The sequence below is a fragment of the Cyanobium sp. A1C-AMD genome, assembly GCF_024346495.1.
Taxonomy (GTDB): domain Bacteria; phylum Cyanobacteriota; class Cyanobacteriia; order PCC-6307; family Cyanobiaceae; genus Cyanobium_A; species Cyanobium_A usitatum.
The window spans coordinates 1-12,095 of the sequence record NZ_JAGQDB010000071.1 but is presented as its reverse complement, the minus strand read 5'-3'; the positions used below and the strand labels follow the sequence as shown (position 1 = coordinate 12,095).

The window sequence follows — 12,095 nt, the reverse complement described above, 5'->3', positions numbered from 1 at the left end:
CTCCACATCGACGAGCACACCGTCGTCGTTGCCTTTGTAGATGTCCGCAATCGTGCGGCCCCGGCTCTCGGCCAGCAGGGCCGGCAGGGAGCGTAGGCCATCTTCCTCGCGCTCGAGCGCAGCAATGTTGACCAGGGTCGCGATTGCCTCCTCGGCAGTTGGTGGTTTACCGATCGTGTGCAGGCCGCAGGGCAGCAGCCGGCTTTCGATCTCCATCAGCTGGCGGTACACCGCACCCACCACGCCATCGCGGCCGTCGAGGCCGATCTCAGAGGCATCGGCTTCGGGCAGCACCACGTCTTTGTCGAGGTTGCACTGGCGCGCCGTTTCCACGATCGCGTTGACGATCTGCACACCACGGCTGCCTTCGCGCAGTTGCTGGTAGCTGCCCACCAGCTCGCCTAGTTCCTTGAGGCCCCGATAGAGGCCGGCATTTTCAGCCGGCGGTGTGAGGTAGCTGATTGTGGAGGCGTAGCCACGCCGCTTGGCGATGGTGGCTTCTGAAGGGTTGTTGGCGGCGTAGTAATAAAGATTTGGTAGGGCGCCGATTAGGGAATCGGGATAGCAGGTTTCGCTCATTCCCATCTGCTTGCCAGGCATGAACTCCAGCGAGCCGTGGGTGCCGAAGTGCAGCACCGCATCGGCCTGCCACACCTTCTCCAAATAGGTGTAGTAGGCGGCAAAGCCGTGGTGGGGACTAGCACTGCGGGAATAGAGCAGCCGCATCGGGTCGCCCTCGTAGCCAAAAGTGGGCTGCACACCCACAAACACGTTGCCGAAGTGGCGGCCGTAGATCAGCAGATTGGTGCCGTCGCTGTTCAGGTTGCCGGGGGGCTTGCCCCAGTTTTCCTCAAGGCGCTCGGAATAAGGGGTGAGCCGCTCGTATTCCTCCACGCTCATGCGGTGGGCGATGGAGAGTTCCGGTGCCCCCTGAAGAGCTTCAGGATCATTGATCACCGCCTCCATCAGCGCCTTGGGCGTGCGCGGCATGTTCTGCACGTCGTAGCCCTTGAGCTGCATCTCCTCCAGCACCCTGAAGATCGAGCCGAATACATCCAGGTAGGCCGCCGTGCCGACGTTGCCCTTATCAGGGGGGAAGCTGAATACGGTGATCGCCAGCTTCTTTTCAGCCCGGGGCTTGATCCGCAAGGAGGCCCAGCGAATTGCGCGCTCGGCGATCGCCTCAACCCGGTCTTGCAGGGTGTGGGCTTTACCGGTGGCGTCGTCGCGGCCACTGAGCACGATTGGCTCGATGGCGCCATCGAGTTCGGGGATGGCGATCTGCAGGGCCACCTGCACTGGGTGCAGACCGAGATCGCTCTCCTCCCACTCTTGGGTGGTTTGGAACACCAATGGCAACGCCACCATGTATGGGCGATTCAGCTTTTTAAGCACCTCAATTGCCTTGGGGTGGTCCTGGCGGGCTGGTCCACCCACCAGGGCAAAGCCCGTCAGTGACACCACCCCATCCACCAATGGGAAGTCGGGGTTGAGCGGGTCGTAGAAGAAGGCATTCACCGGCTTCGTGAAATCGAGCCCACCGCAGAACACCGGAATCACGGTGGCGCCGCGATATTCCAGCTCCTGAATGATCGCCACATAGTGAGCTTCATCGCCGGTGACGATGTGGCTGCGCTGCAGCACTAGGCCGATCACCGGGCCATTGCGGGCCTGCTCGCTGAGATCGCCGCGGCTGGAATTCCAATTTAGATATTCCTTCAGATCTTCAAACATTCCCGGTGCTAGCGGGTGCCAGATACCCAGGTCTGGAAATACCTCGGGCTCTGCCACAACCACTGCAGCGCGGTCCCCCGCTTCTCCAGAGCCGCCACGGGGAAAGACGTATTTGTCGGCCAGCATCAACAGAAAATTCCTGAGATTGTCTGGCGTGCCGCCCAGCCAATACTGGAAGCTCAGCATGAAAGAGCGCGCATCTTGCGCCTTCTCCACCGGCAAGTATTTCAGAACCGTCGGCAAGGTGTTGAGCAGCTTCAACATCGCGTCTTGGAAGCCAGCTCCGCCCGCCTCCTTGCGCTTTTTCATGAAGCTGGCGATGGCGCTCTTGCTCTGGCCCAGCTGGGCCATCGAGAAGGTGCCGAGCTTGTTTAGCCGCATCACCTCCGGCATGGAGGGAAACACCACTGCTGCCTTGAGCCGGTCGCGGTGCGGTGCCACTGCTTCCACCACCTTCTGGGCCAGATCTTCAATGAAGATCAGCGAAGCGATAAACACATCCGCTGCAGCCACGTCCGCCTGGAAATCGACGTAGTTCTGGGGGTCGCGCAATTCCTCAATCAGGTAGCCACTCAGTTCGATCGCCAGGGGGCCGTTCTGGGCATTGAGCGAGTTGGCGGCCTGGGTAAGGGCGTTTTGATACTGGGGTTCGAGCACCACATAAACGGCTTTCATCACGGCACGGCCGTTCACGTCGCCGGGCGTAACGCGGCGGTTGGTGGAGCGAACCTGCGTGAACATCAGCACGAATAAGGGGTCATTGGGGAATCTACGGATGTATCCGCCTTGATGCGAGGTCTGGCCCCGCACGCGCCGCATAGGCTCGCTGCCAGCGCTTCACCAACACCATGGCTCCTGCACCCGATCCGGCCTCTGGGGCACCCATCCCCGTGGTGGTGGCCGGTGCCCTGGGTCGCATGGGCGCCGAGGTGGTGCGGGCCGTGCTTGCGGCCCCCGATTGCGCCCTGGTGGCCGCCATCGATACCACCCCTGACAAAGAGGGTGCTGATCTGGGCTTGGAGCTCGGCCTAGGCGAACTGGAGCTGGCGATCACCAGCGATTTCGAAGGGGCCCTTTGCCAAGCCAGCCAGGCGGCACGGCAGGGCGGCGCTGCCGTGCTGGTGGATTTCACCCACCCCTCGGTTGTCTATGAGCACACCCGCGCCTCGATCGCCTACGGCGTGCACCCGGTGATCGGCACTACGGGCCTCTCGCCCGGTCAGCTGGCTGATCTGGCCGGCTTCGCCCAGAAGGCGAGTATGGGCGGGGCCGTGATCCCCAATTTTTCGGTTGGTATGGTGCTGCTGCAGCAGGCCGCCGCCGCCGCCGCCCGCTTCTACGACTTCGCCGAGCTCACCGAACTGCACCACAACCGCAAGGCCGATGCCCCTAGCGGCACCTGCATCAAAACCGCCGAGCTGATCGAGGAGCTGGGTAAATCCTTCAACCCCCATCAGGTGCAAGAGCACGAAACCCTGGCGGGCTGCCGCGGTGGCCAGCGCGACAGCGGCCTGCGCCTGCACTCGATCCGCTTGCCGGGTCTGGTGGCCCACCAAGAGGTGATGTTTGGTGCTCCCGGCGAGACTTACACCCTGCGCCACGACACGATCGAGCGCTCCGCCTACATGCCCGGTGTGCTGCTCACCGTGCGCAAGGTGCGCCAGCTGGGTGGCCTGGTGTATGGCCTGGAGCGTCTGATCTGATGCTGCTTCCCCTGCGCCCCGGCGAGCTGCTGCGCCTGATCCCAGCGGTGGCCACCGGCCCCCAGTTCAACGCCTGCACCGGCAATCCCCGCAAGGTGCTGCAGCGGGTTCTGATCTCGGTGATCGGCGCGGTGATTGCCCTGTTAATCAGCCAAACCCTCCTGTTCTCCAGCCAGTTCGGCCCGGTATTCCTGGTGGTGGGCTTTGTGTTCGCCCTCTACCTGCTCTGGGGACCGATCCTCGAGGCGGGCCAGAAAAATTCCACCCTGCGCCGCTATCCGGCTGCAGCCCTGTTTGAAGGCCAGATAGTCGATTTATATACCCGCGAAATCGTTGAGGAGCGCCGCGAACAGGCCAACAACGACGGCCGCCTAGAGCTGGTGGAAAACCGCCGCACCTGGCTCACCCTCGAGCTTGAGGACGAGGAGGGCTATCTCGGCAAGGTGCGCTTCCCCTTTGAAAAAAAACACCAGCAGATTCGTGCCGGCATGGTGGTGCGGGTGTTGGTGCTGAGCGAGCGCAAGGATTTTTCTCAAATAGGGGCGATCAGCGACGCCTGGCTGCCCCAGCTCAAGCTTTGGGTTGGTGAATACCCCTTCCTGCTACGACCGGCCTTTGAGGAGCTCTGCCTGAAGCGTTTCCGCTGATCCAGGCGCAGCATTTTCTCGGGGCAGCAGTTACAAGCTGCAATATTGCGTTACACTTGCGGAAAGCACGCGTCAGGTTTCCATGACTCAGATCACTCCCTCGATCGAAGCTGCCACCATCCGCGGCGCCACAGTTACTACTGAAGACGGCGGCCGCCTCAATGCTTTTGCCACCGAGCCCCGCATGGAAGTGGTGTCAACCGAAAGCGGCTGGGGATTCCACGAGCGCGCCGAGAAGCTCAATGGTCGTATGGCCATGCTCGGCTTCATCGCCCTGCTTGCCACTGAATACGCCCTGGGTGGTGAGTCCTTCACCCGCGGCCTGCTTGGCATCGGCTGATCTGCCCGCTCTCGCAACAGCCTGAGCCTTTGCTACACCAATTGCCGCAGCTCCACAGCTGCGGCTTTTTTGTGCCCGATCCCCGGGCTGATCCTCCATCGCCATGGTCGAGTCCAAACCGGTTCTGCGGGCCCTAGTGAATGGGGCGGGCCCCACCGGTGCCCTCACGGCCCTTGCCCTGGCGGACGCTGGCTGGCAGGTGCAGATCAGCGATCCCCTGCCCGCCGCTGTGCTGCTCGAGCGCAGCCGCGCCTATGCCTTCACCCATTCCAGCCAGCGCCTGCTGGAGCAGCTGGGGCTGTGGTCAGCCGTGCAGGCGTTGCTGGTGCCCTTCCGCTCCCTGCAGCTCCTTGATCTGGCCACCCAGCGCCAGGTGCCTTTCTGCTTGGCGGATCTGGGCTCGCTGCGGGCGGCGGCACCGGCGGCGGCCGTGGGCTGGGTGGGACAGCACCGGCCGCTGATGACCCTGCTGCTGGAGCGCCTGGGCGCCCATCCCGCCATCACCCTGGAGTTGGGCACGCCGCCGCCGCACGCTGCAGCCAAGCAGCCGCCGTACGACCTGATCGTGGCGGCCGACGGCCCCCACTCCCCCAGCCGGGAGGCCCTCGGCATTGGCGTGTTGCAGTGGGCCTATCGCCAAAACTGCCTCACGGCACTGGTGCAACTCCGCGGCAGTGCCGACGACCAGGCCTGGGAGCTGCTGCGGCCCGAGGGGCCCTTTGCGGTGCTGCCCCTAGGCGATGGCCTGTTCCAGGTGGTTTGGAGTGCCCCAGCCCAGCGCTGCCGCCAGCTTGAAAGCCTTGGCGATTCAGCCTTCCTTGATGCCCTGGCCGGGGCCCTGCCAGACCAGCTGCAGCCCGATGCCCTGCTTGACGATCCGCGCGCCTTCCCGGTGGCCCTGCTGCTGGCCCGGAGCCTGCACCGCGGCCATACGGTGCTGGTGGGAGAGAGCGGTCACCGCTGCCATCCAGTGGGCGGCCAGGGGCTAAATCTCTGCTGGCGCGATGTGGCCACCCTGCATCGCCTGGCCCGGCGGGCAGCGGCTGGTCGGCTGGCGGTGCACCGCTTACCGGCGGCTTACTCAAGGCGTCGTTGGCCGGATTTGCTGCTCACCCTGCTGGCTACCGATCTGCTGGTGCGGCTTTTCTCAAATCGCTCGCCCCTGCTGATGCCCCTGCGCCACCTGGCCCTGCTGCTGCTGGCCAAGCTTGCTCCCCTGCGCCAGCTCAGCCTGTCCGCCATGACCGATGGCCCTTGCCAGCTGCTGCGCCGCTGATCAGCATGGGCTATTCGGGGCCGCATGCATGGTGATCAGCACCAGTTCCCAACCGCCGCCTTCGGCGGCGCTGCTGCGTCTGCTGCGCAATCAATTCGGACTGAGCGAGAGCGCCCTGGCCCTGGGATTGCGCCAGGCCCAGCAGGAGCAAGCGCCCCTGCCGGTGGTGCTGTGGCGCTTCGGGCTGATCAGCCTGGAGCAGTTCGATGCCCTGCTGAGTTGGCAGGATCAGGAATAGATGATCAGCGACTCCACGGGCTGATCTTCAGGCAGCTTGCGGCGCCCTTCCAGGGCCGCCAGTTCGGCCACAAAGCCGAAGCCGCACAGTTCACCACCAGCCGCAGCCACCAGCTCGGCGCAGGCCGCCGCGGTGCCGCCGGTGGCCAGCAGATCGTCGATGATCAGCACCTTGGATCCATCGGCCAGGGCATCGCTGTGGATTTCCAGCCGGTCGCTGCCGTATTCGAGGGCGTAGTCCACACCCGTAACTTGACCGGGCAACTTGCCGGGCTTGCGCACTGGCACAAAACCCAATCGCACGGCGGTGGCAAGGGCTGTGCCCACGATGAAGCCCCGCGACTCAATGCCCACGATCAGGTCGGGCTGCAGCCGCTCGCACACTGCGCTCAGCTGACGGATCACTTCCTGCCAGCCGTCCGGGTCGCGCATCAGCGGCGTGAGGTCGCGAAACAGGATGCCGGGCTTGGGAAAATCAGGCACATCGCGCACAAATTCCCGCAGGTCTGGGGCCATGAACGTGACGGTTGGGTGCACTTGCTGGCATCATCGCAGCCATGCCCCTTGATTCATTCGCTCCTGAATCGGCCGCCCGGCTTCCCCGCCGCGGCCTCGAACGCCTCGACCTGCTGTTGCTCAGCGCCGAGGCCCTCGACCTCAACGGCGGTGAGGCAATGGTGTGGATGAGCGAGCAGATGGGCTTCACCACCCTCTTCCCAAACCGGGTGGAACTGTGGAAACGCCGCTGCACCAACCCCCTGCGCCGCACCACTCGCCGCGAAGGTCTGGAGCCAGCTGAAACCGACGCCCTGATCCGCATTCTTTGCGCCTTGGCAGACCGCCTCTACCCCCTGCTGCGCGGCCTGCTCTCCAGCGCCGAGCCGCCTGAAGTGCTCAGCGAGCGTTGGAACCTATTCCGCAGCCGCCTGGCCGATCTGGTACGCCAGCGCATGAACCTCCGTCGTGGTGGCGTGCAACTGTTGCTCGATCCCGAGTCAGGTGCCCGCGAGTCGCGGCTGCTGATCCAGGCCCTGGCCCTGGGCTCCGGGGTTGGCGGTTTTGAGCGGCTGCGCGCCAGCCTGCTGGATGCCCAGCCATGATCCAGACCCAGAGCCTGCAATGAAGCAAGTACTGCAGTTCGACCAACTCAGCTGCCGCCTCAAGGTGGAGGGTCTGCCGGATGTGTCGGTCGGCCAGAGCGGCCAGAACCTCGGCATCATCACGGGCTGGAGCTTGGCTTGGGCCGGTCGCCCCGAGCTTGAGGGTCGCAAGGAGCACCTGCTAGCCCTGATGCAGGTGGTGCTGCCCTACGCCCGCTACCTGATAAGCGGTGTGCCGCGTCGCTTTGGCGCCGATCCCGAGCCGGTGGAGATAGCTCCGGGGCCAGAGGGCGGCCATGGCCTGCTGCTGCGCAGTAGCCAGCCAGACACGCCCCCGCTGCAGCTCAATCTCGATGATGCCGAGCTGGCCGATCTGGTGCGGGTGCTGGATCAATTGCGCCTCGATTCGCGGCTGCAGTTGCCCCTGGAGCTGCCTGAGCCCATGCCCCTGAAGGGCCGCGAGCTGCTGGAACGCCGCCCCCTTGCCCAGCGCCTTGCAGCCCCGCTGGCAGGGCTCCTAGCTGTGGCCGTGGCCTCCGGGTTAGGGCTGCTGATACCAGAACCCAAGCCCGGGCTCGAGCCAACGCAGCGTCCAGCTGCCGCCCAGGCTAAGTAGTCGCTATTGACGTAGCCGGCTAGCTGGTCACACTTGGGTATCGATGAGAGAGTTTGAATTGGGTCCATGGCGGCACTGACCTGGTCGGAATTGCGGATTCGGGTGGCTCGACTTGGGGCCTCCCTCGATGTGGTCGTGCGCAGTGATCCGGAGGTTTGCGGGCTCAGCGGCGACGACTTCCGCATCTCCCTGCATCACGGCGGCCAGGGGGATTGCACCGTGGAAGATCTCTCCTTGATCGACTGCCCCAACGAGTTGGTGCTGATGGAATTCGAGCGCTGGATGCGCGGTGCCGGTTACGTCCTCGAGGTATGACCTCCCCCCGTACCCGCGCCCTGCAATTGCCTACCACAGGCGCGTCGACACGACGGGTATTTCCCCGCCGCCACCGCCCGGCCCGCTGGCGTCAGGCCGCTATCGCCCTGCTGCTGGGCGCTGCCGGCGCCGGGCTGATGCTGGCCTTGCTGCAGTTACCGGAGCGCTTCGACACCTTTTTGGTGCTGAGCACCGCCCTAGCCAACCTGATCGGCGGGGTGCAGCAGGCGCTTTGGGGACTTGTGCAATTGCTGGCGGTGGTGCTTCTGGTGCTGGCGGCCATTGCGGCCCTGGGCCTGGTGGTTGCAGGGATCATCCGCCTGGTGCGAGCTCTATGGCCCCAGCCCAGCCGCCGCAACTAGGTCTGGAGACTCTCAGCAATGGGAAAACACAAGAAAAATGATAAAGGCAGCAACTCGAGCAAGACCCAACCACCCCATTTTGGCCCCCTCAGCGATCGCTACTACCCATCGCCTTTGCTGGAAGACCTGGCCAGCAATGGGGGCCGGCTAGATCGCAAGGTTTACGAGAAAGAGCTCACCAGGCTGCAGGTGGAGCTGGTGAAAATGCAGTACTGGCTAAAGGCCTCGGGCTTTCGACTGATCGTGCTGTTCGAAGGCAGGGATGCGGCCGGTAAGGGCGGCACGATCAAACGAATCACCGAACCGCTCAACCCCCGCGGCTGCCGGGTGGTGGCCTTGGGCACCCCCTCTGATCAACAGAAAACCCAGTGGTACTTCCAGCGCTACGTCGAACACTTCCCTTCCGCTGGGGAGATCGTCGTATTTGATCGCAGCTGGTACAACCGGGCTGGGGTGGAATCGGTAATGGGCTTCTGCACACCAGCCCAAACGGAGGAGTTTCTGCAGAGCTGCCCGGAATTTGAGCGGATGGTGGTGCGCTCTGGAATCGTGCTGCTCAAATATTGGTTTTCAGTGAGCGATGCGGAGCAGGAAAGCCGCTTCCAGGCCCGTATCGACGATCCCACCCGCCGCTGGAAGCTCAGTCCGATGGACTTGGAGGCCCGCAACAAGTGGGAAAGCTTTTCAGCCGCTAAAGATCTGATGTTTTCTCACACCAACATCCCCGAGGCGCCTTGGTTCACCGTGGAGGCAGACGATAAACGCCGCGCCCGCCTCAATTGCATTCACCACCTGCTCAGTAAGGTCCCCTACGAAGACATGACACCGCCAGCTATCAAGCTGCCGCCCCGCAAGCCACCTAAGGGCACGGCCCGTCCGCCACGCAACGAGCAGTTCTTCGTGCCAAACCAATATCCCTAGCCGTGTAGGCGCGCAAACCAGAGGCCAGCCAGCTGGTAGGAGCTCCACAGGAACGCCACTAGAAACAACCAATTCAGCCAGGGGGGACGCTGGGGACTCTCTGGGGCCATGAACAGCCAGGCTGGGTTGGTAGTCCCCAGATTCGCACCACAGGAATTTGTAGGCCATAAAAAAGCAGGGATTGCTCCCTGCCTGATCACCACTCCCTTCGTGGCGCTCAGGAGCAGCCTAGAAAAGATGGGATCAAGTGAGCCAAACCCATATCTTTTGAACCGCATCACGCAACGTGACGGTCTGGGCCGGCGCATTGGCCTGGGGCGGCAATCCCCGTAATATGCCGCAACTTCACTGATCCGATCTGGCCTGGAAATGGGCAACCCAATCAGTCGTGAACTGTTTTTGGCAAGGGCCCGATCCCGTTTTGGCGATCAATACGACTACGCAGCCATCCTCTATAAGAGCTACAAGTCCCCAATCAAGATTCGCTGCAATAGGCATCCAGTCAAAGAGATTTCGATCACCCCCGAGAAGCACCTTCAAACCACCGGCGGCTGCAAATACTGCCTAAGGGAGAAGCGCATAATCAATCTAGAAAGGGAGCTCAACCGCGCCTGCGCTGAGCCCGCCGCAGCGATCCGCCCCTTCAGCCACCTTCATGACTGATGCCAGACCAGCCCTGCAAGCACTTGCGGGGCTGGGTTCTGCTGATGTCATTGGAACGGAGAGGGTGTCCTTTTTAGGTAGACCCAGATGGACTGCACTGGAACCTATCTACCAGTTAAGACACCTAATACACCAACAAATACACCAACACCATATCTCGTTTCGTGGCGGAAGAATGAGGAATCAAGAACCAGGTAAGACCATCCATCGGTATCCCATGTGACCACTCACCACGCCTCAGGACATCACCCACCTGCAACCAACAATCTCTGGGACTGCCGTTAGGACAAACAGCAGGATGGTCCTAAGCACGACAGCGGGTCAGCGCGTCTTGCGGTACCCAGACCCCGCATAACTGGATCCACCAGGGCAGGAGGTCCCACCGCTACCGCCAGCAGGGAACATCTGCTGAGCAGCGGCATGACTGACGAGCAGTGCAAGGAATGCCAGAGCGCCAGTCAGACCAGAAGCAATGACGCTCTTCATCGGTATTGGAGCAAAGAGAGAGGAGCAGGGCGTGAGCAACGGGGACGAAATCTCCGCCCGCTTCCTCAACCTATGGATGGGTCGAACACCGCCATAGGCGGATATTTGAGTCGGGCACTGGTACAGAGCGCGAGCAGGGGCAAGGTTTGTTCAAAAAAAATCCCTGGCGTGTTCGACTCCGCCAGGGACATGCTTCCCGTCGCTCATGACGACTCCCCAACCCTATTAGGCATTTACACTCAGGACATGGGGTGATTCCCGAAGGTGTTCATGAGGACACACTCAAGGCACTTACACACCCTCAGGACACCACCCAACCGCCACCTCCTGCCGAGCAACCCACTGAGAGCACCGCTTAGTCAGGTGCTCGCCCTGAGGAATCAGACCCTGATGAATCGGACAGGTCAGCAAGGTGACGCAGTGCCTGCCGACCTCGTAGCGGAAGTGCTGACAGGTGATACAAACGCTTGAGGAGCGGGAGGGTTTGAGGACATCCCACTCCAGGAACTCCCATTCCTCAGAGGGGGTCGCAGGTGGCACAGGAGCGGCAGCAGGCATCGCACAAAAGCAGATACACCTGTACTACTCACGCTTAGGCGGTGAGGTCAAGGAGTCCATTGAGTCCCTTGGCGCTCCTCGCGAAGAAGGCGGCTGGAGCAATGTCTACGGGTCGGAAACTGTTCAAAGAGGTGTCGGAGGAAAAAGCGGGAGGTATGCGGTAATTGCATACATGCACGCGGAATGATCGCAACCCGAGAAAGCAACAACAGCGAGGACCCATTGCGATAGAGTTGCATAAATTAGATAGACAGTGAAATGACCATCTCCTGGTTGACGAACTTATTTCCACGCCCCTCTGCGGAGAAGACCAAAGAAATACTCAATTTCATTCTCGCAAAGAATGACATGTACAGGCAGACCTTTAAAGACGCGCAATCATATGCGATTAGCGCGGCATTCGCAATGTACAACGATAATGACTACCTTTACTACTATTACAAGAATCTGATCGCAATAGAACAGGCAAAAGCAAGTTCTATTGCGGAAGATCTCAATAAGTTACTGACCACAAACTTACTATATTCAAACAGCGGTAAATCCGTCACCATAACAGTCAAGGCATGGATCCCAAGTTACTATTATCTGGCATTTGCCACAGAATCAAAAATAGCATATAGCGACAATGGTGACGCCGACGACCAAGAGTCATTAAGCGAAATCTGGAATCAGCATACTATCTACTATGGCGGAGGAAACGACAGAGTGACAACAGAAAATAGCGTGTTAGTGATTAATATTGCACTCGAAGGAGGTGAGGACATTTATAAAGGCGGAAGCGGCATGGACTGCGTTAATGCTGGAACAGGGAATGACGCAATAGAGGGGTTTGGCGGAATCGACATTTTAGATAGCGGAGATGGCGACGATACAGTTGATGGTGGAACTGACGATGATTTAATTGGCGGGGGCGTTGGCAATGATTTACTTTTTGGCAATGCAGGAGTCGACCTAATTTTTGGAGAAGATGGGAATGACAGATTAGATGGTGGCATTGGCATAGACAAATTGGTAGGTGGTCTTGGCGATGACACCTATGTGGTCGATAACGTCAGCGATATCGTCGTAGAAGAAGCATTAGAAGGTATCGACACAGTTCAGTCGTCGATCTCCTACACACTGGGCGCAAACTTTGAA

At 61.1% G+C, this 12,095-nt stretch carries 14 protein-coding genes; 12 read left to right on the top strand and 2 right to left on the bottom strand.

All coding sequences use genetic code 11. From position 1 onward, the window contains the following. On the bottom strand, positions 1 to 2,475 hold a 2,475-nt coding region (locus KBY74_RS11055; RefSeq protein ID WP_254942755.1), incomplete at its 3' end, for a magnesium chelatase subunit H. A gap of 107 nt (positions 2,476 to 2,582) precedes the next feature. Here KBY74_RS11055 and dapB point away from each other — a divergent pair. The 5 genes from dapB (at position 2,583) to KBY74_RS11030 (ending at position 5,938) form a co-directional block, all read left to right on the top strand. Continuing rightward, positions 2,583 to 3,437 carry a 4-hydroxy-tetrahydrodipicolinate reductase gene (gene dapB, locus KBY74_RS11050; RefSeq protein WP_254942754.1) on the top strand — a complete coding sequence of 285 codons (855 nt, stop codon included), beginning with the start codon at positions 2,583 to 2,585 and terminating at the stop codon, positions 3,435 to 3,437. Next, on the top strand, positions 3,437 to 4,084 hold the full coding sequence (locus tag KBY74_RS11045; RefSeq protein WP_106632998.1) for a hypothetical protein: 648 nt from the start codon (positions 3,437 to 3,439) through the stop codon (positions 4,082 to 4,084). Before dapB ends, KBY74_RS11045 begins: the two co-directional genes overlap by 1 nt. An 82-nt stretch (positions 4,085 to 4,166) precedes the next feature. Further along, on the top strand, positions 4,167 to 4,424 hold the full coding sequence (locus KBY74_RS11040; RefSeq protein ID WP_106632999.1) for a high light inducible protein: 258 nt from the start codon (positions 4,167 to 4,169) through the stop codon (positions 4,422 to 4,424). A gap of 103 nt (positions 4,425 to 4,527) precedes the next feature. Continuing rightward, positions 4,528 to 5,700 carry an FAD-dependent monooxygenase gene (locus KBY74_RS11035; protein ID WP_254942753.1) on the top strand — a complete coding sequence of 391 codons (1,173 nt, stop codon included), beginning with the start codon at positions 4,528 to 4,530 and terminating at the stop codon, positions 5,698 to 5,700. A gap of 28 nt (positions 5,701 to 5,728) precedes the next feature. Then, the gene (locus tag KBY74_RS11030; protein ID WP_106633024.1) at positions 5,729 to 5,938 is read left to right on the top strand and encodes a DUF2949 domain-containing protein; all 210 of its coding nucleotides are present in this window, start codon (positions 5,729 to 5,731) and stop codon (positions 5,936 to 5,938) included. Here the strand turns inward: KBY74_RS11030 and KBY74_RS11025 are convergent. Then, a complete protein-coding gene (locus KBY74_RS11025; protein ID WP_254942752.1) occupies positions 5,929 to 6,453 on the bottom strand; it encodes an adenine phosphoribosyltransferase in 525 nt (174 codons plus the stop codon). The genes KBY74_RS11030 and KBY74_RS11025 overlap by 10 nt on opposite strands. Before the next feature lie 41 nt (positions 6,454 to 6,494). On the opposite strand from KBY74_RS11025, the gene KBY74_RS11020 reads away from it, so the two are divergent. The 7 genes from KBY74_RS11020 to KBY74_RS10985 form a co-directional block, all read left to right on the top strand. Continuing rightward, positions 6,495 to 7,037 (top strand): DUF3038 domain-containing protein, encoded by a 543-nt coding sequence (locus KBY74_RS11020; protein WP_254942751.1) that lies wholly within the window; start codon positions 6,495 to 6,497, stop codon positions 7,035 to 7,037. Positions 7,038 to 7,056: 19 nt separating this feature from the next. Further along, a complete protein-coding gene (locus KBY74_RS11015; RefSeq protein WP_254942750.1) occupies positions 7,057 to 7,653 on the top strand; it encodes a DUF4335 domain-containing protein in 597 nt (198 codons plus the stop codon). A 66-nt stretch (positions 7,654 to 7,719) separates the two neighbouring features. Then, positions 7,720 to 7,968 (top strand): hypothetical protein, encoded by a 249-nt coding sequence (locus KBY74_RS11010; RefSeq protein ID WP_254942749.1) that lies wholly within the window; start codon positions 7,720 to 7,722, stop codon positions 7,966 to 7,968. Then, on the top strand, positions 7,965 to 8,330 hold the full coding sequence (locus tag KBY74_RS11005; protein WP_254942748.1) for a hypothetical protein: 366 nt from the start codon (positions 7,965 to 7,967) through the stop codon (positions 8,328 to 8,330). The genes KBY74_RS11010 and KBY74_RS11005 overlap by 4 nt, the downstream gene beginning before the upstream one ends. A gap of 18 nt (positions 8,331 to 8,348) precedes the next feature. Continuing rightward, positions 8,349 to 9,251 (top strand): polyphosphate kinase 2, encoded by a 903-nt coding sequence (gene ppk2, locus KBY74_RS11000; RefSeq protein ID WP_254942747.1) that lies wholly within the window; start codon positions 8,349 to 8,351, stop codon positions 9,249 to 9,251. A 369-nt stretch (positions 9,252 to 9,620) separates the two neighbouring features. Further along, entirely contained in the window at positions 9,621 to 9,914 is a 294-nt protein-coding gene (locus KBY74_RS10995; RefSeq protein ID WP_254942746.1) for a hypothetical protein, read from the top strand. 1,302 nt (positions 9,915 to 11,216) lie between these two features. Beyond that, positions 11,217 to 12,095, top strand: an 879-nt coding sequence (locus KBY74_RS10985; protein ID WP_315859063.1) for a calcium-binding protein, incomplete at its 3' end; no start/stop codon positions are given.

What these genes read in the sequence shown, in the direction of transcription:
- ppk2 (WP_254942747.1), top strand. Translation starts at nt 8,349, where the DNA reads ATGGGAAAACACAAGAAAAATGATAAAGGCAGCAACTCGAGCAAGACC.
- KBY74_RS11040 (WP_106632999.1), top strand. Translation starts at nt 4,167, where the DNA reads ATGACTCAGATCACTCCCTCGATCGAAGCTGCCACCATCCGCGGCGCC.
- KBY74_RS11030 (WP_106633024.1), top strand. Translation starts at nt 5,729, where the DNA reads ATGGTGATCAGCACCAGTTCCCAACCGCCGCCTTCGGCGGCGCTGCTG.
- KBY74_RS11035 (WP_254942753.1), top strand. Translation starts at nt 4,528, where the DNA reads ATGGTCGAGTCCAAACCGGTTCTGCGGGCCCTAGTGAATGGGGCGGGC.
- KBY74_RS11010 (WP_254942749.1), top strand. Translation starts at nt 7,720, where the DNA reads ATGGCGGCACTGACCTGGTCGGAATTGCGGATTCGGGTGGCTCGACTT.
- KBY74_RS11025 (WP_254942752.1), bottom strand. Translation starts at nt 6,453, where the DNA reads ATGGCCCCAGACCTGCGGGAATTTGTGCGCGATGTGCCTGATTTTCCC.
- dapB (WP_254942754.1), top strand. Translation starts at nt 2,583, where the DNA reads ATGGCTCCTGCACCCGATCCGGCCTCTGGGGCACCCATCCCCGTGGTG.
- KBY74_RS10995 (WP_254942746.1), top strand. Translation starts at nt 9,621, where the DNA reads ATGGGCAACCCAATCAGTCGTGAACTGTTTTTGGCAAGGGCCCGATCC.
- KBY74_RS11005 (WP_254942748.1), top strand. Translation starts at nt 7,965, where the DNA reads ATGACCTCCCCCCGTACCCGCGCCCTGCAATTGCCTACCACAGGCGCG.
- KBY74_RS11015 (WP_254942750.1), top strand. Translation starts at nt 7,057, where the DNA reads ATGAAGCAAGTACTGCAGTTCGACCAACTCAGCTGCCGCCTCAAGGTG.
- KBY74_RS11020 (WP_254942751.1), top strand. Translation starts at nt 6,495, where the DNA reads ATGCCCCTTGATTCATTCGCTCCTGAATCGGCCGCCCGGCTTCCCCGC.
- KBY74_RS11045 (WP_106632998.1), top strand. Translation starts at nt 3,437, where the DNA reads ATGCTGCTTCCCCTGCGCCCCGGCGAGCTGCTGCGCCTGATCCCAGCG.